This window comes from Aeromonas crassostreae (assembly GCF_054052445.1).
The window spans coordinates 23,164-43,901 of the sequence record NZ_JBSTYM010000010.1 but is presented as its reverse complement, the minus strand read 5'-3'; the positions used below and the strand labels follow the sequence as shown (position 1 = coordinate 43,901).

Below are 20,738 nucleotides of genomic sequence, written 5' to 3'. Positions count from 1 at the left end.
AAGGATGTCGCTATGTACCGGGTGGTAACCCCTCAAACGGAGTCGGAGCTGGAGGCGTATTATCAATTGCGCTGGGAACTGCTGCGCAAGCCATTCAACTTCCCCCTGGGCTCGGAGCGGGACGAATACGATTCTGTTGCCATTCATCGGATGATGCTGGCCCCCGATGGTACTCCCATCGCCGTGGGGCGGCTGTTCGTCGGAGGAGACGAGGCCCAGATCCGCTTCATGGCCATGCTGCCCGACTATCGCGGCCAGGGGCTGGGGGCGCGCATGGTGGCGGATCTGGAGCAGCTCGCCTGCCAGGAGAAGGTCAAGCGCCTGGTCATGAACGCCCGCCAGGAGGCGGTGGAGTTTTATCGCAAGTGCGGCTTTCTCGAGGTGGGCGAGGGCCCCGTCTCCTTTGGCCGCATCCCCCATCGGCAGATGATCAAGTCCCTGAGCCCCCTGCAGACCATACAGTATCGTCCCCAGTGGTGTCAGGATCTCACCACCCGCTGGTCGCGGGGCATCCCCATCAGCGAGAAGATGGGGGTGCACATCACCCACTATGACGGCCAGACCTTTCACCTCAAGGCCAACCTGGCCGCCAACCTCAACGTCCATGACACCATGTTCGCCGGCAGCATCTACAGCCAGTGCGTGCTGGCGGGTTGGGGCCTCATCTGGCTGCAACTCAAGGAGGAGGGACTGGTGGGAGACACCGTGCTGGCCCAGGGGGAGATCAAATACTACCGTCCCGTCACCGAGGAGCCGGAGGCGCGGGTCGCCCGGGAAGGCATGCCCGCCGTGCTGGCGCCACTCAAGGCGGGCCAGTCCGCCAAGTTCAGCCTCAAGATCCAGCTGTTCAGCGGCTGCCGGCTCGCCGCCGAGTTCCTCGGCCATTATGTGGTGCAGCCGGTGCGGCGCGGCTAGGGCGGGGTTTGCCCTCTGTGATCGACAAGGCCTCCTGCGGGAGGTCTTGCTGTTGATGGGCGCCCTAGCCGCCCTGAGGTGAGCCGGGGCGATGGAGGGGGCTGTTGCGCCCCTGGGCGGGATAGCTGACTCCGGGCTGCCAGTCGCAGCTGGCCTTCTCGCCCAGCAGTTGCCAGCCGAGGGTGGGGGCCTCGAGCCGGTCGCGCCACTGGCCGACCAGCTCGGCGCACCCCTCGCGGTTGAGGGCGCCGACATCGAGCTGCCAGCTGTCCGCCCCCAGATCCAGCCCGCCGCCCAGGGCCAGCAGGTGGGTGATGGTGGAGGCCCCGCCCTGCTCGATGGCGATCTTCCCCTGATCCGCCCTGGCCTCGAGTCTGATCCGATAGAAGGGGGTATCGCCCCCCTGCATCGCCTGCCAGAGCGCCTGTGGGCTCAGGGTCGGGGGCTGTGGCGCCTTGAACCAGGCATCGAGCAGAGGATCCAGCTTGACCCCATCCCAGAAGGGGTCCTTGGCATCCAGGCTCAGGCTGCCGCTCAGGCTGTGGCGCCAGTCGGCGAGGTCGGCCTGCAGCGCCAGATCCAGGTCGGCCTTGCCGGCGAAGGAGAGGGGGCTGTGCAGCAGGTCCCCCCAGAGATCCAGATCCAGCTGCTCCCCCTTGAGTCGCAGGCGGGAGGCTTGCCGGGGCTGGCGACTCCACAGGCCGCTGGCGCTCAGGCTGCCGCCGTCGGCCAGCTGGCTGGCGAGGCGCTCCAGCTGCCACTGCTGCGGCGTGGCAGTGACTACCAGTTGGCCATTGCGGGCGGAGAGGCCGTCCCACACCAGCTCTATCCAGTCGCTCTGGATGGCGCCCTGCTCGCTCAGGGCCAGGGGCTGCCCGCCCTCGAGTCCCAGCTGCGCCAGCTCCAGGTTCCAGCCGCTCAGGGAGAGGGGCAGGGCGTCGTCGAAGGAGAGGACCCTCAGCTTGTCGAAATGGAGCTGGCTTATCTCGAGCCGGGTGGGGACGGCGGCCTGCCAGGCCTGCCACCACCCCTGGGGCAGGCTGATGTCCATGCCGCTCAGGGTCAGCTGGCGCAGGGTGAGGCGCTGGCGATCGGGATCCAGGCTGAACAGGGTGTCGAAGCGGCCGTCATAGGCCTTGCCCTTGAGGGCGGCGCCGATCTGCTGGCCGGAGAAGCTCAGTTGTCCCTCTATCTCCTCCAGCTGGAACAGGCCGCGGCCCGCATCCCCCAGGCTGCCGAGCAGCTGGCCGCTGGCGGGGCTCCCCGCCTGCCACTCGAACTGATTCAGCTCGCCGTTGAAGTCGTTGAGGGCGAACTCGCCCTTCAGGGAGTTGAGGCTGACATGCTGGAAGTCACCCCGATCCAGGCTGATCCGGCGCAGGGGCCAGGGCTGATCGCCGAGATCCGCCAGCTCGATGCGCAGCCCCCGGGCCTTGAGATCCCCGAGACGCAGGCTGCGAGCGGGCCAGTCCAGCACCATGGCGCTCTCCACCACCCCATCGAACAGCCGGGTGACCAGGCGATCCGTGCTCAGCACCTGGCCTTGCAGCGTGCCGTCGAGGGCCAGCTGGCTCAGGGTCAGCGTGGGGCTCTCGAGGCGGTTGATGGTGAGGGAGAGGTCGGCTTGCACCTGCTGGCCCGGGCCGAGCAGCTGCCAGTTGCGCAGGGTGGCGCTGGCCCCCCGCAGCGTGAGGTCGTCGCTGGTCAGGTTCAGGCCATCTATCTTGCTGTCCCCTATGGTGAGGGATCGCAGCGGCAGGGCGGGGAGCTGGTTGGGCAGGGGCCAGCGGATGCTGGGCTTGATCAGATCCAGGTGGGCGAGGCGCACGTCCCGGCTCAGCCAGTCGATGCTGTCGACCTCGACATAGAGCTTCTCGACCCTGACGCCATCCCCATAACTGATCTGCTCCGCCAGCAGGGTGTAGGGGTGGAGCGGGTTGAACACCAGTCGGCCTATGGTGACCGGTACGCCGGTCTGGCGACTGAGCCAGTTGGCGGTGGGATCCTTGGCCCGCTGGGCATCGAACAGGCCGAGCCCCATCCAGACGAACAGCAGCAGGAAGGCGAAGAAGTAGAGCAGGGCACGTAACCAGGCATTCATCTGTGTGTTCCTCCTGTGGCCGGATGGGGATCAGGCGTTGGAATAGTGGTCCCGCCGCCCCGAACGTCGGCGGAGCAGCGGGTCGATATGGCGTGGCCTGGATGCGGATCCATCAGGCAGCTTGAGTATCATGATGATGGTTTTCTCCGCTCAGGCATTGGAATAGTGATCACGCAGGCCCAGCCAGCGTCGGATCAAGGGATCGACGTGACCCGGATGCCGGTCCATCAGGCAATCTGACCATCTTCTGCACATGTATGTCTCCGGGTCAGGCATTGGAGTAGTGATCTCGGAGTCCCAGCCAGCGGCGGATCAGCGGATCGACGTGACTCGGATGCTGATCCATCAGGAAACGGGCCAGCTTCTGCACCTGGGGGATGAGCGGCTGATCCCGCACCAGATCGGCGATCTTGAGATCCGCCAGCCCGGTCTGGCGGGTGCCGAGCAGTTCTCCCGGGCCGCGCAGCTCGAGATCGCGCTGGGCGATGAGGAAGCCGTCATTGGTCTCCCGCAATACCCCGAGCCGGCTCTGGGCCGTCTTGGAGAGGGGGGCGTGATAGAGCAGCACGCAGTGGGAGGCCACAGACCCCCGGCCGACCCGGCCCCGCAGCTGGTGCAGCTGGGCCAGCCCGAGCCGCTCCGGGTTTTCGATGATCATCAGGCTGGCGTTGGGCACGTCCACCCCCACCTCGATGACGGTGGTGGCGACCAGCAGCTGCAATATGCCCGCCTTGAACTCCTCCATCACCCGCTGCTTCTCGATCGGGCGCATCCGGCCGTGGACCAGGCCGATGTGCAGGCCGGGCAGCAGTGCCTGCAGCTCGGTGGCCGTGTCCTCGGCGGCCTGGCATTCGAGCACTTCGGACTCCTCGATCAGGGTGCAGACCCAGTAGGCCTGCTTGCCCTCCTCGCAGGCGAGCCTGACCCGCTCGATCACGTCCCCCCGGCGGCTGTCCGGCAGGGCGACCGTGGTGATGGGGGTGCGCCCCGGCGGCAGCTCGTCGATGACCGAGGTGTCAAGATCGGCATAGGCGGTCATCGCCAGGGTGCGGGGAATGGGGGTGGCGGTCATGATGAGCTGATGGGGATGGACGCCGTCCCGCTCTCCTTTTTCCCGCAGGGCGAGGCGCTGGTGTACCCCGAATCTGTGCTGCTCGTCGATGATCACCAGCCCGAGTCGCTCGAACACCACCTGCTCCTGGAAGATGGCGTGGGTGCCCACCACCATCTTGACGCTGCCGTCTTTGATCGCGGCGAGCGCCTCCTCCCGCGCCTTGCCCTTCTGCTTGCCCGCCAGCCAGCCGACCTTGATGCCGAGGGGCGCCAGCCAGTTGGCGAAGTTGATGGCGTGCTGCTCGGCCAGCAGTTCGGTCGGCGCCATCAGCCCCACCTGGCAGCCGTTGCCGATGGCCTGCAGGGCGGCGAGCGCCGCCACCAGGGTCTTGCCCGAGCCCACGTCCCCCTGCACCAGTCGCATCATGGGATGGCCCAGTTGCAGATCCCGGCTTATCTCATCCACCACCCGGCGCTGGGCACCGGTGGGGCTGAAGGGCAGGGCGGCCAGCAGCTGTGCCACCAGGGTCGGGGCCGGGGCCAGGGCGTGGGCATGCTGGGTCTGGGCCTGGGCGCGGACTTTCAGCACCGAGAGGTTGTGGGCCAGCAGCTCTTCGAGCACCAGACGGCGCTGGGCCGGGTGCTGACCCTGGTCGAGCTGATCCAGGGCCACGGAGGGGGGCGGGCGGTGCAGCAGCTTGAGGGCGGCGGCCAGATCGATCTGCTGGGGGTAGAGACCGGCGGGCAGCAGCTCCTCCACCCCGTGCTGGTCGAGCAGCTGCAGCGCCTGATCCGTGAGGTTGCGCAGGGTGAGCTGGCGCAGCCCCTCCGTGGTGGGGTAGACGGGGGTGAGGGCCGCCTCGGTCTGGCCGGCCTGCTCCTCGCCGAGCAGCTTGTACTCGGGGTGGGCCATCTCCAGGCCGAATTTGCCGGGACGGGCCTCGCCGAAGCAGCGGATCAGCCGCCCCTGGGCCAGGCTGTTCTTCTGGGCCGCGGTGAAATTGAAGAAACGCAGGGTCAGGCTGCCGGTACCGTCGCTGATGCGGCACACCAGCATGCGGCGGCGACCCATCACCAGCTGGGTATCCTGGATCTCCCCTTCGACGGCGCCGTGGAGACCCGGCATCAGGTCGCCGATGGGCCACACCTGGGTGCGATCCTCGTAGCGGTGGGGCAGGTGGAACAGCAGGTCCTGCACGGTGGCGAGCCCGAGCCGCTCGAACTTCTCCTGCATCTTGCTGCCGACACCCTTCAGGCTATCGAGAGGGATTTTATCCAATTTCATCAATCAGATGCCTGCGATCACTGTAAATATGTCCAGATGATAGGGTCTATTGAGGTTGCGACGCAAGCCGCGCGGACGGGGTGACAGGGCCTCGACGACAAAGGCCTGCCGAAAACGGCAGGCCTTTGCAGGGGCGGGAAGGGGTGGCGGATCAGGGCTCAGATGATGCGTTTGAGCAGCAGGTGCGCCTTGACCCTGTGGATCCGTGCCAGCAGCTTGCGCACCTGCTCCGGGTAGTCCTTGGGCTCTTCCACCTGGCCGAAGCTGTCGATACGGCTGGTATTGGCCAGTATGTTGGCCTTCTCCTCGGCGAACTGGCCGGCCAGCAGCCCATGTTCGTCGCGGATCAGCAGACCGTTCTCCAGATCCAGCGCCCAGGCGCGGGGATTGAGGTTGTTGCCGGTGAGCAGGGCCCACTCCTCATCGACGAAGATCCCCTTGAGGTGATAGGAGTTGCGCTCGTGACGCCACAGCATGAGGTCCAGCCTGCCCGCATCGATGTGATGCTGGTTGCGCTCGGCAAACTTGCGCAGGTTGGTCTCGTACAGATAGGGCAGGCCGCCTATGGTGCTGAACTTCTCGCCGGGGGGGATGAAGAAGTCGTTGGCGGTCTTGTCCCCCACCACTATGGTCACCTTGCAGCCCCGGTTGAGCAGGGACTCTATGTCCTTGCTGAGCTCCTTGGGCGGGTTGAAGTAGGGGGTGCAGATGAAGATCTCCCGCTCCGTGGTCCGCACCAGGTTGCGGATGGTGCGGTTGAGCAGGTTGTTGCGCTTGCCCAGGCCCGCCAGGGGGGTGATGGCGACCTCGGTGTCGCCCGCCTTGCTGGTGTTGAAGCGGTACTGGCTCTGGCGCAGGCTCAGCTTGAAGCGGCGGATCGGCCCCTTGAGCTGCTTGGCGGTCGGGATAGGCGTCTGATCCAGGCGCTGCACGGCGGGGTTGGCGACGAACTGATCGTCCACATAGTTGACCATGGCGCGGCACAGCTCGGCGCTCTCTATCTGGTGATAGCGGTCGAAGCGGTAGCGATCCTGCTGATGCAGGTAGATGTCGTTGAGGCTGGCCCCCGAATAGAGCAGGGTGTCATCGAAGATGAAGCCCTTGAGGTGCAGCACGCCGAGCAGCTCGCGCCCCTTGACCGGCACGCCATAGACGGCGATGGGGTCTTCATGCCGGGCGGCCATCGCCTGATACATCAGATGGTTGCCCCCCTGCTTGCCCTTGCCGATGAGGCCGCGCTGGGCCCGGTGGAAATCGACGAACAGCTTGATATCCAGCGCCGGGTTGCGCTGCTTGGCGGCGTGGAGGGCGGCCATGATCTCGCGTCCCGCCTCGTCATCTTGCAGATAGAGGGCGACCAGATAGATGCGCTGGGTGGCTTGCTGGATGAGCGAGAGGATCCGGCTCTTGAAGTCACGGGCGCTGTAGAGCGTCTGAAACTGCTGGGCGGCAACGGCAATCTGGGGCAGGCGCGCCAACAACTGTCGATAATGGGCCGATGAATGCATAGAGAAACCTGATATCACTGAGTTAAGCGTTCCACTCGGGGCGACGAATAGGCGATTCTAGCAATCTCACCCCCTCAGCCAAAGCAACAATCGTCGGAAAGGTGAAAAAGGCCTCGCGATGGAGGCCTTTCGTGGGGAGGCTTGTCCTCAGAGCAGGCTGAAGATGAGCATGGCGACCAGGCCACCCGTGGTGCCGATGATGGTTTCCATCAGGGTCCACGTTTGCAGGGTCTGCTTCTCGGTGAGGCCCAGGTAGCGGTTCGCCAGCCAGAAGCCGGAGTCGTTGACGTGGGAGAGCACGATGGAGCCCCCGCCGATGGCGACTGTGATGGCGGCGAGCTGGGCGCCGTTCAGGCCCAGGGGTTCCAGCATCGGCAGTACCAGGCCGCAGGCGGTCAGCATGGCGACCGTCGCCGAGCCCTGAATGACCCGCACCGCGGCGGCCAGGATGAAGGCCAGGGCGACGATGGGCAGACCGGAGTCGGCCAGCATGTTGCCAAGGGCCGCCCCCACGCCGGAATCCACCAGCACCTGTTTGAACACGCCGCCGGCCCCCGTCACCAGGATGATGACACCGGCAGGCTGGATGGCGCTGGAGCAGACCGCCATCACCTCGTCACGGCTCATGCCGCGGCGCACCCCCAGCAGATAGAAGGCGGCCAGGCAGGCGACCATGATGGCGGTGAAGGGGTGGCCGATGAACTCCAGCCAGCCGTGCAGGGTGGAGCCTGCCTCGACGAAGCGGCTGACGATGGTCTTGAGGCCGATCAGCAGCAGCGGCAGACCGATGAGGCCCATGGCCAGGGCGAAGGAGGGCAGCTTGTCGCCATGGTCGTGGATGCTGTTCTGGGCATCGGCGGGCAGCGGCACGTCGACCAGCTTGCTGATGAAGCTGCCGAACAGGGGGCCGGCCAGGATCAGGGCGGGCACGGCGGCGATGAGGCCGAACAGTATCATGTAGCCGAAGTCGGCGCCGAGCTGGGAGGCGACCAGGATGGGGCCCGGGGCCGGAATGAGGAAGGCCTGACAGGTGGCGATCCCCGCCAGCAGGGCGATGCCTATCTTCACCACGCTGCCGCCGCCACGACGGACGATGGCGAACGCCACCCCGATCAGCAGCACCACGGCCACGTCGAAGAACAGCGGCAGGGCGCAGACGAAGCCGGTCAGGGCGATGGCCCAGTTGGCGCGCTCCACCCCGAACTTGTTGAGCAGGGTGTGGGCGATGCGGTCCAGGGCGCCGGTGACCTCCATCACCTTGCCAAACATGGCGCCGAGTGCCACCACCACGGCGACGAAGCCCAGGGTGCCTCCCATGCCTTTCTGTATGGTGGCGGCGATGTCGGCCGGGTTCATGCCGGCGGCGAGGCCGGCCACCATGGAGACCAGGATCAGCGAGACCACCGCGTGCAGGCGGGCCTTCATCACCAGGAAGAGCAGCAGCAGGATGGAGCCTGCGGCTGTCATGATCAGGGAGAGGTCAGACATTGTTGTGCGTTCCTTATACCAAGTTCAGTGTCGACACCCTGTCGATCCATGGATAGACCATATGTAATTGATTTATTTATATATATGGTCTGAGCTGCCAAGGGAAGCCCGGGTGACTGTGTGCGATGTTCCGTCTGTGGCAGACTTCACAATTTTTGCTGTTACCGGTAACATGTTACCGGTAACGTGGTAGGTTAGAACCCATCGACAGCACGTTTTTTGAAAAATGAGATAGAGGTCAAACAATGGCGGGTAAGAGCATTATCGTGATGGGTGTGTCGGGGAGCGGCAAGTCTACCGTGGGGGCCCAGGTGGCCGAGGCGCTGGGGGCCAAGTTCATCGATGGCGATGATCTGCACCCCAGGGCCAACATCCAGAAGATGGCCGGCGGCACCCCCCTCAACGATGAGGATCGCGCCCCCTGGCTGGAGCGGATCCGCGATGCCGCCTACAGCCTGGAGCAGAAGAACGAGGTGGGCGTCATCGTCTGCTCCGCGCTCAGGCGCCGCTACCGCGACCAGATCCGCGAAGGCAACCAGGCGGTCCAGTTCCTGTTCCTCGACGGGGAATATGACCTCATCCTGGCCCGGATGAAGGCGCGCCACGGCCACTTCATGCGGGAATCCATGTTACAAAGCCAATTCGATACCCTGGAGCGCCCGGATGCAGAGCCCGGCGTCCATCGCATCGACATCGACGGCAGCCTGGATCAGGTGATCGCACGCGCCGTTCACGCCTTGGAGGAAACAGCATGACTCATCCGATCATCACCCAGGTCACGGAGCGGATCGCGGCGCGCAGCGCCAGCCGCCGGGCGGCCTACCTGGCCCGCATCAGCCGTCAGGCCGAGCAGGGCAAGACCCGCGCCGCCCTGGCCTGTGGCAACCTGGCCCATGCCGTGGCCGCCTGCAGCACGGACGAGAAGGGCCGCATCCTCGACATGACCCGGGCCAACGTCGGCATCGTCACCGCCTACAACGACATGCTCAGCGCCCATCAGCCCTACCAGGGCTACCCGGATCGGATCAAGGCCGCCCTGGCGGTGCTCGGTCACAGCGCCCAGGTGGCCGGCGGCGTGCCCGCCATGTGTGACGGCGTCACCCAGGGTCAGCCGGGCATGGACATGTCCCTCTTCTCCCGGGACCTCATCGCCCAGGCCACCGCCCTGTCCCTGTCCCACAACACCTTCGACGCCACCCTGCTGCTCGGCATCTGCGACAAGATAGCCCCGGGCCAGATCATGGGGGCCCTCTCCCATGGTCACCTGCCCACCGCCTTCGTGCCCGCCGGCCCCATGGCCAGCGGCATCAGCAACGATGACAAGGTGAAGGTGCGCCAGCAGTATGCCGCGGGGGAAGTGGGGCGTGAGGCCCTGCTGGAGATGGAGTGCGGCGCCTACCACGCCCCTGGCACCTGCACCTTCTATGGCACCGCCAACACCAACCAGCTGGTGTTCGAGGCCATGGGCCTGATGCTGCCGGGATCCGCCTTCGTCCATCCCCACAGCGCGCTGCGCCACGCCCTCACCGAGGAGGCGGCCCGTCGCATCAGCGCCCTGATCCCCGGCTCCCCGGCCTATCGTCCCCTGAGCCAGGTGCTGGATGCCCGCACCCTGGTCAACGGCCTGGTGGCCCTGCTCGCCTCAGGTGGCAGTTCCAACCACAGCATCCACATGGTGGCCCTGGCGCGGGCCGCCGGCCTGGTGCTGACCTGGGACGACTTGAGCGATCTCTCCGACGTGGTGCCGCTGCTGGTGCGCATGTACCCGAACGGCCCGGCCGACGTGAACGCCTTCCAGCAGGCGGGCGCCGTGCCCGGCCTGATGCGCCGGCTGGCGGAGCTGGACCTGCTCAACATGGATGCCATCCCCACCTTCGGCACCCTGGCGGATCACCTCACCGCCCCCGAACTGGTCGACGGCAAGTTGGTGTGGCGCCCGGTGGGCGAGAGCACGGATCCCGCCGTGCTCTCGCCGAGCGGTCAGGTGTTCCAGGCCAGCGGCGGCACCAAGGTGCTGGATGGCAACCTGGGCCGCGCCGTGATCAAGGTCTCCGCCGTGGCCCCCGAGTATCGGGTGGTCGAGGCGCCGGCCCGCATCTTCTCCTCCCAATATGCGGTGGCCGCCGCCTATCAGGCGGGCGAGCTCAACCAGGACGCCATCATAGTGGTGCGCCACAATGGCCCGGCCGCCAACGGCATGCCGGAGCTGCACATGCTGATGCCCGTGCTCGGCAACCTGCAGAAGGCGGGTCACAAGGTGGCCCTGGTCACCGATGGTCGCCTCTCCGGCGCCTCCGGCAAGATCCCGGCCGCCATCCATGTCACGCCGGAGGCGCTGCACGGCGGCGCCATCGGTCTGCTTGCCGACGGCGATCTGCTGCGCCTGGATGCCGAGACGGGCCGTCTCGACTGCCTGACCGATCTGACCGGTCGCCGCCAGGCCGAGATCGACCTCACCCTGGAACAGGAAGGGTGGGGCCGTGAACTGTTCAGCGTGATGCGTCGCGCGGTATCGAGCGCCGAGTGCGGCGCCACCATCTTCGATTGAAATCTGACTGAGGAAGAGCCATGCAAAACTGGAAAGTGACCCCCGCCGAGGTGTTTGCCGCCTCCCCCCTGGTGCCCGTGATGGTCATCAGCGACCTGGAACAGGCCCTGCCCATGGCCAAGGCGCTGCTGGACGGCGGCATCTCTGTGTTCGAGATCACCCTGCGCACCCCGGTGGCCCTCGATGCCATCGCCCTCATCGCCAAGGCGATGCCGGACGCCATGGTGGGGGCGGGTACAGTGCTCAACTGCGCTCAGTACGATGCCGCCGTGGCCGCCGGCGCCCGCTTCGTCATCTCCCCGGGCATGACCCCCGCCCTGCTGGCCCATGCCGCCAAGGGCACGGCGCCCCTGATCCCCGGGGTGGCCACCGCCTCCGAGATGATGCAGGCCCTGGAGGCGGGCTATGACCATATCAAGTTCTTCCCGGCCGAGGCGAACGGCGGCACCAAGGCGCTCGCGGCCATCACGGCGCCCCTCGCCCAGATGCGGGTCTGCCCCACCGGCGGCATAGGCCCGAACAACGTGGCCGACTATCTGGCGCTCAAATGCGTCGCCACCGTCGGCGGCTCCTGGATGCTGCCCGCCGACGCCCTCAAGCAGGGCAACTGGGCAGAGGTGACCCGCCTCTCCCGCGAGGCGGTCGAGCTGGTCCGGCGCTAAGGGCCGCGGGTTAGCCGCGACAAGAGAGGCCACCCTGGGGTGGCCTCTCTTCTTTTGGGGTGCCACGGATGCGGTCGTCACGCATCGGGTGGCGGCGGATGGGATGGCTTGGGGCGACGCTTCCCGGGATTGCACTGCCATCGTCTCGGCGTTTAGAGTCTGTGCGAGTCCCGTGAGGCCAGTGCCATGATCCATCTCTATCAATCCTATCCCGAGGGGCACCTGACCGCGCCCCATGGCCACGATCGGCCACAGTACTGCTACCTGCATGGTGGCGGTGGCGTCATCAGCAGCCGCCAACAGGGCTGTCTGCTGGTGGCGGGCCAGCTCTGTTTCCTGCCACAGGGCCAGGAACACGAGTTTCGCGTCCTGCGCCGCTCCCGCCTCAGCCTGATCTACGGCGAACGGGAGCGGGGCGCCCCCTTCGGCCGGCTGGAGGTGAGCCCCATGGTGGCGGGCCTCTTCGCCCGGCTGGCCCAGTTGGAGGAAGAAGGAGGCGATGGCGAGCCCTATCTGAGGGTGCTCGGCCTCGAACTGGGGCGAGCGCCGCCCCTGGCCGGGCAGCAGCCGTGTGCGGCGGCGCTGGATCCCCGGCTGTTGCGGGTGCTGGACAAGGTCTGCCAGGCCCCCTCCATCCAGCCGGGCCTGGCGGCGCTCGCGGCGGACTGCGGGGCGTCGGAGCGCACCCTCAACCGGCTGTTTGTCCGGCAGCTGGGCTGCACCTTCCGGCAGTGGCGCCAGCAGGTGGTGATGGGGCGAGCCCGCCAGTTGCAGCATCAGGGGTTCAGTCATGGCCGGATCGCCGAGACCCTGGGATACGGGGATCTCAGCGCCTTCTCCCATGCGTTCAACCGTTTCCTGCGGGGCGAATCAGCGCCGTGAGCCTATGTCCCTGTCCTGGGCGTCCCCTTGCAGCAAGCAGGTGAGCTCGTCGGTGTGGCAGAGGCGGCCGGCGCGAAAGGTGAACAGGCCGCTCACCTTGCAGACCAGGGTCTGCCCATCCCGGCGGCGAGCCCGGACCAGGTGGGTGGAATGAACCCGCTCCCCCTGGGCGATCAGGGCCAGAAACGTGATCTGGCACTCGGCGAGGCTCTCGCGCAGGGCGAGGATGTGCTGGCGAAAGGCGGCGTAGTCCAGCACCTTGTCGTCGACGTGCTGCAGGTAATCCGGGGTGAACCAGTGGTCGAGTTCGGCGGGGGTGAAGGCGGGATCGCAAATCACGCGGTGCAGGCAGTCTTGCAGTCGTTGCGGGTAATCCATGATGATCTCCTGGGTAAATGGCGCCGCCAGTGTAAGCCAGGAGGGGGATGGCGGGATCTGGCCCAGCCGCCATCCCCTTGGTGCTTGGCGCCAACCTGATCCCCGGGAGGGCAGGGCGCGGATCAGCCCAGGCTGCCTCCCTCAAAGAGGGAGAAGCCGAGATCCTTGCGCCGCTCGGTCAGGGGGGCGCCACCGAGGCGAGCCAGCAGCAGGGTGGCGGCCTCGCAGCCTATCTCCTTGCGTGGGGTGACTATGCTCGCCAGCTGGGGCGACATGGCCCGACCGATGTCGAGGGCGTTGCTGCCGGCGATGGCGATTTGCTGGGGCACGGCGATCCCCCTGGCCTGACAGCGCAGCAGGGCACCGACCGCGAGGTCGTCGTTGGTGCAGTAGAGGCCGTCCAGATCGGGATAGCGGGCCAGGGCCTGCTCCAGCAGTTCGCCCCCCAGGGTGAAGCTGGAGGATTGCTCGGTCAGCAGGTGGCGGCCCGCCAGGCCGGCCTGCTCCATCGCCTGGTAGTAGCCCTCCATCCGCAGCCGGGTGCGCACGTCGAGGCGCGCCCCCAGGTAGACGGGGGTGCGCCGCCCCCGGCGCAGCATCTCTGTTACCATGGCCCGGGCGGCCGCCCTGTGATCCATGCCGACCACCATGTCGATGGGCTGCTCGGGCAGATCCATGGTCTCCACCACCGGGATGCCGGCGGTGGCGATCATCTTGCGGGTACGGGCCGTGTGCTGGCTGTCGGAGAGGATCAGGCCATCGACGTGATAGGAGAGCAGGGAGGCGACCTGTTCCTCCTCCCGTTGCGGACTGTAGCCGTAGTGGGCGAGCAGGGTCTGGTAGCCGGCGGGCCGGGTGACCGACTCTATGCCGCGCACCAGGGCGGCGAACACCTGGTTGGAGAGGGAGGGGATCAGGATGCCGATCGCCTTGCTGGTGGCGTTGGAGAGGATATCCGGCGCCCGGTTGGGAATGTAGCCGAGTCGCTCCACCGCGGCGGCGATCCGCTCCCGGGTGCCTTCGGCCACGGCCTGGGGATCGCGCAGGTAGCGGCTCACCGTCATCTTGGTGACCCCGGTCAGGTCGGCGATATCCTGCAGGGTAGGGCGGCGTTTGCGGCTGTCGTTCATGGCGGGATCCTGGAAAATGTTACACGTAACATTATCGTTTTTGCGCAACAAAGTCAGCATTTGGCGCCGATGAAGAGGAGAAAATCATGGTGAGAGACAAGACCTTCCACCAGCACAGGTTCGAGGCCGATGAGGTGGCGGGGCAGCAGTTCGAACGGTGCCTCTTCCTCGCCTGCAACTTCTCCTGGCTGGATCTGCGGGAGTGCCGCTTCGTCGACTGCCGCTTCTACGACAGGGAGGAGGAGCTGACCTGCCAGCTGCAGGGCTGCGATCTGCGCGAAGCGAGTTTCCTGCGCTGCGATCTGACCCTGGCCAATCTCAGCCGCAGCGAGTGTCTGGGGCTGGAGATGCGGGACTGCCAGGCCATGGGCATCGACCTGTCCCAGGCCAGCTTCGCCAACCGGATCACCCCCAGCAGCTACTTCTGCGAGGCGTATCTGACCGGCAACAACTTCAGTTTTGCCAATCTGGCATCCTGTCTGCTGGAGCGCTGCGAGCTCCATGGCAATCGCTGGCAGAACGCGAACCTGAGGGGCGCTTCCCTGGCGGGCTCGGATCTGCGGGATGGCGAGTTCGGCCAGTTCGACTGGCAGGGGGTGACCCTGACCGGTTGCGATCTGCGGGGCTGCGATCTGCCCGGGCTGGATCTGCGCCGGGTCGACCTGAGCGGGGTGCGGATCAGCGAGTCCCAGCAGCAGGCTCTGCTGGAGGCAATCGGCCTGCAGATCTTCCCCTGAGGGCGGTCGTGACGCCGCAAACGGTGTAACTTTGCCACATTTCCCCGTGACCCGGTTCGCGGCGCACGACAAAGAGCCCGCGATGGCGGGCTCTTTGTATGGTGTTGCTTGAGGTGGGGCCTTAGCGCCGAGCCAGCCACCTGGCCGGGTTGATGGCCTCGCCTTGGTAGCGGATCTCGAAGTAGAGGCCGGATCTATCCTGGCCGCCGCTGTCTCCGACCAGGGCCACGGGTTCCCCCTGTTCCACCTTCTGTCCGGTCTGACGCAGCAGCGACTGATTGTGACCGTACAGACTCATGTAGCCCTTGCCGTGGTCGATCACCAGCAGCATGCCGAAGCCGTCGAGCCAGTCCGCATAGACCACCTGGCCCGGCGCGACCGCCTTGACCTGGGTGCCTTCACTGGCCCCGATCAGGGTGCCCTTCCACTTGAGCTGGGCGGTGCGCTGGGAGCCATAGGCGATGAGGATGGGGCCCTGCACCGGCCAACGCAGATTGCCGCCGGTGCGCAGGCCGCCATAGCCGCCGGCATTTGCCTTGGCACCCTTGTCGGCGGCGGCTTGCTGCTGCGCCACCCTGTTTTGTTGCTCGGCGACGCGCTGCTGCTGGGCGGCGAGCCGTTGCTGTTCACCGACCCTCTGCTGCTGCGCCGCGATCCGTTGCTGCTCCGCAATCCGCTTCTGTTCGGCGGCCAGGCGTTGCGCCTCCAGGCGGCGCTGGCGCTCCTGTTCGGCCTTGATCTTGGCGAGCCGTTCCCGCTCGGCCCGCTCGCGGCGCTCCTGCTCTTCCCGCTTGCGCCTGAGCTCTTCCAGTTTGGCCTTGAGGGCCTGCTCCGCCTTGACCAGCTTGCCGAGCTTCTGCTCGTCGGCCTGCACCGATTGCTGCAACTGGTTGCGCACCTTGGCGCGGCTCTGCTGGCTGGCGAGCAGAGTCTGGTGATGCTGCTGCTGTTCGCCGAGCAGGGTCTGGAGCCGCTGCTCGGTCTCTTGGGTGGCGATCTGGTTTTTCGCCAGCTTGGCGCGGGTGGCGCGCAGCGTCTCAATGGCCTCGATGCGCGCCTTGTTGAGGTAGTCGTAGTAATCGAGAGAACGGCTCAATTTGGCCGGATCCTGCTGGTTGAGCAGCAGCTTGAGGTAGTCGTGGTTGCCCGCCTGAAAGGCGCTCTCGGCCTGCTTGGCCAGCAGCTGCTTCTGGCGTCCGGCCTGCTGCTCCAGTTCGCTCTTGTCCTGTTGCAGTTCGACCAGCTTGAGCTGGTTTTGTCGCAGTCGCCCCTTGGTCTCATCGAGCTTGGCGGCGGCGGCGGAAATGGCTTGTTCGTCCTGCTTCAACTGGGCGTTGAGCTTGGCGAGTTCACTCTTGCTGAGCTTGATGGTCTGCTGCTGCGCCTTGATCTGGGATTGCATCTGACCGAGGTCGTTGGCCGCCGACGCCGGGGTCGGGACAAACGCAAAAAACAGCGCGCCTGCCAACAGGCAGACGCGACTGGTTTGGTGTGAAATAACTTCGCATCCCCGCATGGGGCAGGATTATTTCAGAATCATCAGGGGCTTGCCAGTCATTTCCGGCGGCACAGGCAGACCCATCAGAGTCAGCATGGTCGGGGCCAGATCGGACAGTTTGCCCCCTTCCAGTACCTCGGCCTTGCGACCGAAATAGATGAGGGGAACCGGCAGATTGGTGTGGGCGGTGTGGGCCTGGCCCGTCTCTTCGTCCAGCATCTTCTCGGCGTTGCCGTGGTCGGCGGTGATCAGGCACTCGCCGCCCACTTCCGCCAGGGCTTCGGTGACGCGACCGATGCAGTGGTCGACGGCTTCACAGGCCTTGACGGCCGCATCGAACACGCCGGTGTGGCCGACCATGTCGCCGTTCGGGTAGTTGCAGATGATGACGTCGTACTTGCCGCTCTTGATGGCGCCGACCAGCTTGTCGGTCAGCTCGCCCGAGCTCATCTCCGGCTGCAGATCATAGGTGGCCACTTTCGGGCTGGCGACGATCTCGCGGTCTTCGCCGGTGAAGCAGGACTCTTCGCCACCGTTGAAGAAGAAGGTGACGTGGGCGTACTTCTCGGTCTCGGAGATGCGCAGCTGGGTCTTGCCCTGCTTGGCGAGCCACTCGCCCAGGGTGTTGACCAGGGCGGTGGGCGGGTAGGCGCAGGCGGTCTTGATGTCGGCCGCGTACTCGGTCAGCATCACGAAGTTCAGGGCCGGAGTGGCGGCGCGGGCGAAGCCGGTGAAGTCGCTGTCGACGAAGGCGCGGGTGATCTCGCGGGCGCGGTCGGCACGGAAGTTCATGAAGATCAGGGCATCGCCATCCTGCATGGGGGCGGCTTCGCCGATGCGGGTGGCCTTGACGAACTCGTCGTTCTCGTCGCGGGCATAGGCGGCAGCCAGGGCGTCGCTGGCGCTGTCGGTGGTGAACTCGCCCTTGCCCTGGGTCATCAGGTCATAGGCTTGCTGCACGCGATCCCAGCGGTTGTCACGGTCCATGGCGTAGTAACGGCCGATCATGGAGGCGAAACGACCCTTGCCCAGGCGGGCGAACAGGGCATCGAACTGCTCGATGGAGGATTGGGCACTGCGCGGCGGCACGTCGCGGCCATCCAGGAAGGCGTGGAAGTAGATCTGCTCGGCGCCACGTTTGGCGGCCATCTCGATCATGCCCATGATGTGCTCTTCGTGGCTGTGCACGCCACCCGGGGACATCAGGCCCATGATGTGCACGGCCTTGCCCTGGCTGACGGCGCCATCGACGGCCTTGCCCAGCTCGACGTTGTCAAAGAAGGTGCCTTCGGCGATATCCTTGGAGATGCGGGTCAGCTCCTGATAGACGACACGACCGGCACCTATGTTGGTGTGACCCACTTCGGAGTTGCCCATCTGGCCGTCGGGCAGGCCAACGTCCAGGCCGGAGCCGGAGATCAGGGTGCTGGTGTAGTCACGGGCCAGGCGGTCCAGGTTGGGGGTCTTGGCGGCGGCGACGGCATTGTGCTCTTGCTTGGTGCTGTAGCCCCAACCGTCCATGATGACCAGAACCAGGGGTTTCTTCGCTGTTGACATAAGACTATGTCCTCTCGGATAGGAATGAACTGGGGGAAGTGAAACTAGCGTAATATTACTACATCTGCCGAAATAGTCACCTGATCCCCAAGTCCCTAAGCCCCTTAGTTTTTCTGCTGTTATCACCCGGTTTTGTGCATGTTGCCAGCTTGTCGACAGGGGACGCTGTGACGAGGCGAACGCCGGTTGGCGTTCCTCGTAGAGATCGGTTTCCCCTGCCCGGGATGGCGACGGCGCAGGGGCTCCCATCATGATGGGAGCCCGCTCCCGCTTTGCCGCCAAGATGGCTGATCTTCTCCAGGCCCCCATGTATACTCGGCCACTTGTCTCGGTCTTCGGATAGTAAAAGATGCAAGAGTATTTGGATTTTGTGACCCGCAATCCGCTGCTGTCGGCAGCCTGGCTGGGTCTGGCTGGCACCCTGGTCTACACCACGGTGCGCGCCACTCTCTCGCCGGTCAAAACGGTGAATAATCACGGCGCTACCCTGCTCATCAACCGTGAAGATGCCATCGTCATCGATACCCGCGGCCAGGACGAGTATGCCAAAGGCCACCTGGCCGGGGCCCTGCACCTGCCGCTCAGCCAGATCCAGGGCAATAACCTGGGCGCGGTTGAAAAGCATAAAGATGCCCCCATCATAGTGGTGTGCGAGTCGGGGATGACCGCCGGTGGCGCGGCCCGCCAGCTGAGCAAGGCCGGCTTCAAGCAGGTATATGTACTCGGTGGTGGCATGGCCCAGTGGCGTGCAGATAATCTGCCGGTAACCAAAAAACGCTGAATTAAGGGCGTGCGCCCAATCTTTTTATCAAAGGAATCAAACGAATGGCTGACGAAATCAACAACCAGGAAGTACAACCGGAATTCCACATCCAGCGCGTTTACACCAAGGATGTCTCCTTCGAAGCGCCCAACACGCCGCACATCTTCCAGAAAGAGTGGCAACCTGACGTCAAGCTGGACATGGATACCAAGACCAGCATCCTGGCCGATAGCGTCTACGAGGTCGTGCTGACCCTGACCGTCACCTGCAAGCTGGAAACCGAGACCGCCTTCCTGTGTGAAGTGCAGCAGGCCGGCATCTTCAGCATCGGCAACCTGCCGGAGCCGCAGCTGGCTCACTGCCTGGCGGCCTTCTGCCCGAACATCCTGTTCCCCTATGCCCGCGAAGCCGTGGCCAACCTGGTGAGCAAGGGTTCCTTCCCGCAGCTGAACCTGGCACCGGTCAACTTCGATGCCCTGCTTGCCCAGCACATGGCGCAGGCTCAGCAGGCGACAGCGGAAGCCTGATCCATGGCCAACCCGATCGCGATTTCGGTGTTGGGGGCGGGGTCTTATGGCTCCGCCCTTGCCATTTCTCTGGCCCGCAACGGCCATCCGACCCTGCTGTGGGGCCACGATCCGGCCCATGTGGCCGTGTTGGAGGCGGATCGCTGCAACAAGGCGTTTCTGCCCGATGTCCCTTTTCCTGCCGATCTGCAATTGACGGCGGATCTGCAGACCGTGGTGCAGGCGGCCCCCGTGCTGTTGCTGGTGGTGCCGAGCCATGTGTTCGGTCAGGTGCTGAACCAGGTCAAGCCCTTCCTGCGCCCGGATACCCGCATCGCCTGGGCCACCAAGGGCCTGGAGCCCGACAGCGGCCGCCTGCTGCAGGATGTCGCCCGCGAGGCATTGGGTGATGCCATCCCGCTGGCGGTGATCTCGGGCCCCACCTTCGCCCGCGAGCTGGCCGCCGGCCTGCCGACCGCCATCTCGGTGGCCTCGACCCACGACGACTTCGCCGACGATCTCTCCCATCTGCTCCACTGCGGTCGCTCGTTCCGGGTCTATACCAATCCGGACTTCATCGGCCTGCAGCTGGGGGGGGCGGTCAAGAACGTCATCGCCATCGGTGCCGGTCTCTCCGACGGGCTAGGCTTTGGAGCCAATGCCAGAACCGCGCTGATCACCCGGGGGCTGGTGGAGATGCAGCGCCTCGGTGCGGCGCTGGGTGCCGATGCCAAGACCTTCATGGGGATGGCGGGCCTGGGGGATCTGGTACTGACCTGCACCGACAACCAGTCCCGCAACCGCCGCTTCGGTCTTGCCCTCGGGGCAGGCAAGGATGTGGATACCGCCATGGCCGAGATAGGTCAGGTGGTGGAAGGGTATCGCAACACCAAGGAGGTGCATCTGCTGGCGGCCCGTTGCGGCGTCGAGATGCCCATCTGCGAGCAGATCTTCCAGGTGCTCTATCAGGGCAAGAACCCGAAAGAGGCGGCCATCGCCCTGCTGTCACGAGACAAGAAGGACGAGTGATTCGCCCGAGCATGAAAAAGGCCCCGCCAGCTGGCGGGGCCTTTTCTTTGCCGCATGTCTTTGCCACCAGGGACAACTCAATAGTAGGAGTGGTCGCCGCGCTGGTGCTCGGTGGCATCTTTGACGCCGTTGAGCTCGCCTGGGAACTTCTCAAGCAGCTGCTTCTCGATCCCCTCTTTCAGGGTGTAATCGACCATGGAGCAGCCGTTGCAACCGCCGCCAAACTGCAGGATGGCCAGCTTGTCTTCGGTCAGCTCGACCAGGGTCACCTTGCCGCCGTGACCGGCCAGCATGGGGTTGACCTCTGAGGTGAGCACGTATTCGATGCGGTCGATCAGGGGCGCATCGTCGGCCACCTTGCGCATCTTGGCATTCGGCGCCTTGAGGGTGAGCTGGGAGCCCATCTGATCGGTGACGAAATCTATGGTGGCATCGACCAGGAAGGGGGCGCTCAGGGGATCGACCAGGCAGTCGAAGCCGCTGAAGGGCAGGTGTTGATCTTCCGGGTCTACCGCATCCGGCGGGCAATAGGATACGCCGCACTCGGCATTCTGGGTTCCCGGATTGACCACAAACACCCGGATATTGGTGCCATCAGGCTGATTTTCCAGCAGCTTGCGGAAGTGGGCCTGGGCGGTGTCGGAAATGCTGATCATCACTATCCTCATAAACCTGAGTGTACGACTAGGGTATTCATG

General features: G+C 65.4%; 18 protein-coding genes. 9 read left to right on the top strand and 9 right to left on the bottom strand.

Going from position 1 to position 20,738, the window contains the following annotated elements; genetic code table 11:
• The first annotated feature begins 12 nt into the window (after positions 1-12).
• A complete protein-coding gene (locus ACW5W4_RS09865; protein ID WP_408796823.1) occupies positions 13-915 on the top strand; it encodes a bifunctional GNAT family N-acetyltransferase/hotdog fold thioesterase in 903 nt (300 codons plus the stop codon).
• Positions 916-979: 64 nt separating this feature from the next.
• Here the strand turns inward: ACW5W4_RS09865 and ACW5W4_RS09860 are convergent, their stop codons facing one another.
• The 4 genes from ACW5W4_RS09860 to gntU all read right to left on the bottom strand — a co-directional run bounded on the left by ACW5W4_RS09860 (position 980) and on the right by gntU (position 8,350).
• Positions 980-3,016 carry a membrane assembly protein AsmA gene (locus tag ACW5W4_RS09860; RefSeq protein ID WP_456689239.1) on the bottom strand — a complete coding sequence of 679 codons (2,037 nt, stop codon included), beginning with the start codon at positions 3,014-3,016 and terminating at the stop codon, positions 980-982.
• A 268-nt stretch (positions 3,017-3,284) separates the two neighbouring features.
• On the bottom strand, positions 3,285-5,354 hold the full coding sequence (gene recG / locus ACW5W4_RS09855; protein WP_456689238.1) for an ATP-dependent DNA helicase RecG: 2,070 nt from the start codon (positions 5,352-5,354) through the stop codon (positions 3,285-3,287).
• Between the two features lie 158 nt (positions 5,355-5,512).
• Positions 5,513-6,862, bottom strand: a complete 1,350-nt coding sequence (gene pssA, locus ACW5W4_RS09850; RefSeq protein WP_456689237.1) for a CDP-diacylglycerol--serine O-phosphatidyltransferase — start codon at positions 6,860-6,862, stop codon at positions 5,513-5,515.
• A gap of 147 nt (positions 6,863-7,009) precedes the next feature.
• Entirely contained in the window at positions 7,010-8,350 is a 1,341-nt protein-coding gene (gntU, locus tag ACW5W4_RS09845) for a gluconate transporter (RefSeq protein ID WP_111874180.1), read from the bottom strand.
• A gap of 245 nt (positions 8,351-8,595) precedes the next feature.
• Here gntU and ACW5W4_RS09840 point away from each other — a divergent pair, with 245 nt between their 5' ends.
• The 4 genes from ACW5W4_RS09840 to ACW5W4_RS09825 all read left to right on the top strand — a co-directional run bounded on the left by ACW5W4_RS09840 (position 8,596) and on the right by ACW5W4_RS09825 (position 12,442).
• Entirely contained in the window at positions 8,596-9,105 is a 510-nt protein-coding gene (locus ACW5W4_RS09840) for a gluconokinase (protein WP_427263067.1), read from the top strand.
• Entirely contained in the window at positions 9,102-10,898 is a 1,797-nt protein-coding gene (gene edd, locus ACW5W4_RS09835) for a phosphogluconate dehydratase (RefSeq protein ID WP_456689236.1), read from the top strand. The genes ACW5W4_RS09840 and edd overlap by 4 nt, the downstream gene beginning before the upstream one ends.
• A gap of 20 nt (positions 10,899-10,918) precedes the next feature.
• A complete protein-coding gene (locus tag ACW5W4_RS09830) occupies positions 10,919-11,560 on the top strand; it encodes a bifunctional 4-hydroxy-2-oxoglutarate aldolase/2-dehydro-3-deoxy-phosphogluconate aldolase (protein ID WP_427263065.1) in 642 nt (213 codons plus the stop codon).
• Positions 11,561-11,746: 186 nt separating this feature from the next.
• Complete coding sequence (locus ACW5W4_RS09825) at positions 11,747-12,442, top strand: helix-turn-helix domain-containing protein (protein ID WP_456689235.1); 696 nt, start codon at positions 11,747-11,749, stop codon at positions 12,440-12,442.
• Here the strand turns inward: ACW5W4_RS09825 and ACW5W4_RS09820 are convergent.
• Complete coding sequence (locus tag ACW5W4_RS09820; RefSeq protein ID WP_456689234.1) at positions 12,431-12,820, bottom strand: nuclear transport factor 2 family protein; 390 nt, start codon at positions 12,818-12,820, stop codon at positions 12,431-12,433. The genes ACW5W4_RS09825 and ACW5W4_RS09820 overlap by 12 nt on opposite strands.
• A gap of 122 nt (positions 12,821-12,942) precedes the next feature.
• A complete protein-coding gene (locus ACW5W4_RS09815; RefSeq protein ID WP_427263062.1) occupies positions 12,943-13,950 on the bottom strand; it encodes a substrate-binding domain-containing protein in 1,008 nt (335 codons plus the stop codon).
• Positions 13,951-14,036: 86 nt separating this feature from the next.
• On the opposite strand from ACW5W4_RS09815, the gene ACW5W4_RS09810 reads away from it, so the two are divergent.
• On the top strand, positions 14,037-14,687 hold the full coding sequence (locus ACW5W4_RS09810) for a Qnr family pentapeptide repeat protein (protein ID WP_456689233.1): 651 nt from the start codon (positions 14,037-14,039) through the stop codon (positions 14,685-14,687).
• 121 nt (positions 14,688-14,808) lie between these two features.
• Here the strand turns inward: ACW5W4_RS09810 and ACW5W4_RS09805 are convergent, their stop codons facing one another.
• Both ACW5W4_RS09805 and gpmM read right to left on the bottom strand, forming a co-directional pair.
• On the bottom strand, positions 14,809-16,203 hold the full coding sequence (locus ACW5W4_RS09805; protein WP_456689232.1) for a peptidoglycan DD-metalloendopeptidase family protein: 1,395 nt from the start codon (positions 16,201-16,203) through the stop codon (positions 14,809-14,811).
• Between the two features lie 9 nt (positions 16,204-16,212).
• Positions 16,213-17,742 (bottom strand): 2,3-bisphosphoglycerate-independent phosphoglycerate mutase, encoded by a 1,530-nt coding sequence (gpmM, locus tag ACW5W4_RS09800; protein WP_427263059.1) that lies wholly within the window; start codon positions 17,740-17,742, stop codon positions 16,213-16,215.
• Positions 17,743-18,091: 349 nt separating this feature from the next.
• On the opposite strand from gpmM, the gene ACW5W4_RS09795 reads away from it, so the two are divergent.
• Genes ACW5W4_RS09795 through gpsA form a run of 3 tightly spaced genes read left to right on the top strand, consistent with a single transcriptional unit; the run spans position 18,092 to position 20,040 of the window.
• Positions 18,092-18,523 carry a rhodanese-like domain-containing protein gene (locus ACW5W4_RS09795; RefSeq protein ID WP_456689231.1) on the top strand — a complete coding sequence of 144 codons (432 nt, stop codon included), beginning with the start codon at positions 18,092-18,094 and terminating at the stop codon, positions 18,521-18,523.
• Positions 18,524-18,567: 44 nt separating this feature from the next.
• Positions 18,568-19,032 carry a protein-export chaperone SecB gene (secB, locus tag ACW5W4_RS09790; protein ID WP_456689230.1) on the top strand — a complete coding sequence of 155 codons (465 nt, stop codon included), beginning with the start codon at positions 18,568-18,570 and terminating at the stop codon, positions 19,030-19,032.
• 3 nt (positions 19,033-19,035) lie between these two features.
• On the top strand, positions 19,036-20,040 hold the full coding sequence (gene gpsA / locus ACW5W4_RS09785) for an NAD(P)H-dependent glycerol-3-phosphate dehydrogenase (RefSeq protein WP_456689229.1): 1,005 nt from the start codon (positions 19,036-19,038) through the stop codon (positions 20,038-20,040).
• Positions 20,041-20,117: 77 nt separating this feature from the next.
• Here the strand turns inward: gpsA and nfuA are convergent, their stop codons facing one another.
• Positions 20,118-20,696: a Fe-S biogenesis protein NfuA gene (gene nfuA / locus ACW5W4_RS09780; protein ID WP_041999196.1), complete on the bottom strand. Its 579-nt coding sequence runs from the start codon at positions 20,694-20,696 to the stop codon at positions 20,118-20,120.
• Positions 20,697-20,738: the final 42 nt, after the last annotated feature.

What these genes read in the sequence shown, in the direction of transcription:
- ACW5W4_RS09865 (WP_408796823.1), top strand. Translation starts at nt 13, where the DNA reads ATGTACCGGGTGGTAACCCCTCAAACGGAGTCGGAGCTGGAGGCGTAT.
- ACW5W4_RS09860 (WP_456689239.1), bottom strand. Translation starts at nt 3,016, where the DNA reads ATGAATGCCTGGTTACGTGCCCTGCTCTACTTCTTCGCCTTCCTGCTG.
- recG (WP_456689238.1), bottom strand. Translation starts at nt 5,354, where the DNA reads ATGAAATTGGATAAAATCCCTCTCGATAGCCTGAAGGGTGTCGGCAGC.
- pssA (WP_456689237.1), bottom strand. Translation starts at nt 6,862, where the DNA reads ATGCATTCATCGGCCCATTATCGACAGTTGTTGGCGCGCCTGCCCCAG.
- gntU (WP_111874180.1), bottom strand. Translation starts at nt 8,350, where the DNA reads ATGTCTGACCTCTCCCTGATCATGACAGCCGCAGGCTCCATCCTGCTG.
- ACW5W4_RS09840 (WP_427263067.1), top strand. Translation starts at nt 8,596, where the DNA reads ATGGCGGGTAAGAGCATTATCGTGATGGGTGTGTCGGGGAGCGGCAAG.
- edd (WP_456689236.1), top strand. Translation starts at nt 9,102, where the DNA reads ATGACTCATCCGATCATCACCCAGGTCACGGAGCGGATCGCGGCGCGC.
- ACW5W4_RS09830 (WP_427263065.1), top strand. Translation starts at nt 10,919, where the DNA reads ATGCAAAACTGGAAAGTGACCCCCGCCGAGGTGTTTGCCGCCTCCCCC.
- ACW5W4_RS09825 (WP_456689235.1), top strand. Translation starts at nt 11,747, where the DNA reads ATGATCCATCTCTATCAATCCTATCCCGAGGGGCACCTGACCGCGCCC.
- ACW5W4_RS09820 (WP_456689234.1), bottom strand. Translation starts at nt 12,820, where the DNA reads ATGGATTACCCGCAACGACTGCAAGACTGCCTGCACCGCGTGATTTGC.
- ACW5W4_RS09815 (WP_427263062.1), bottom strand. Translation starts at nt 13,950, where the DNA reads ATGAACGACAGCCGCAAACGCCGCCCTACCCTGCAGGATATCGCCGAC.
- ACW5W4_RS09810 (WP_456689233.1), top strand. Translation starts at nt 14,037, where the DNA reads ATGGTGAGAGACAAGACCTTCCACCAGCACAGGTTCGAGGCCGATGAG.
- ACW5W4_RS09805 (WP_456689232.1), bottom strand. Translation starts at nt 16,203, where the DNA reads ATGCGGGGATGCGAAGTTATTTCACACCAAACCAGTCGCGTCTGCCTG.
- gpmM (WP_427263059.1), bottom strand. Translation starts at nt 17,742, where the DNA reads ATGTCAACAGCGAAGAAACCCCTGGTTCTGGTCATCATGGACGGTTGG.
- ACW5W4_RS09795 (WP_456689231.1), top strand. Translation starts at nt 18,092, where the DNA reads ATGCAAGAGTATTTGGATTTTGTGACCCGCAATCCGCTGCTGTCGGCA.
- secB (WP_456689230.1), top strand. Translation starts at nt 18,568, where the DNA reads ATGGCTGACGAAATCAACAACCAGGAAGTACAACCGGAATTCCACATC.
- gpsA (WP_456689229.1), top strand. Translation starts at nt 19,036, where the DNA reads ATGGCCAACCCGATCGCGATTTCGGTGTTGGGGGCGGGGTCTTATGGC.
- nfuA (WP_041999196.1), bottom strand. Translation starts at nt 20,696, where the DNA reads ATGATCAGCATTTCCGACACCGCCCAGGCCCACTTCCGCAAGCTGCTG.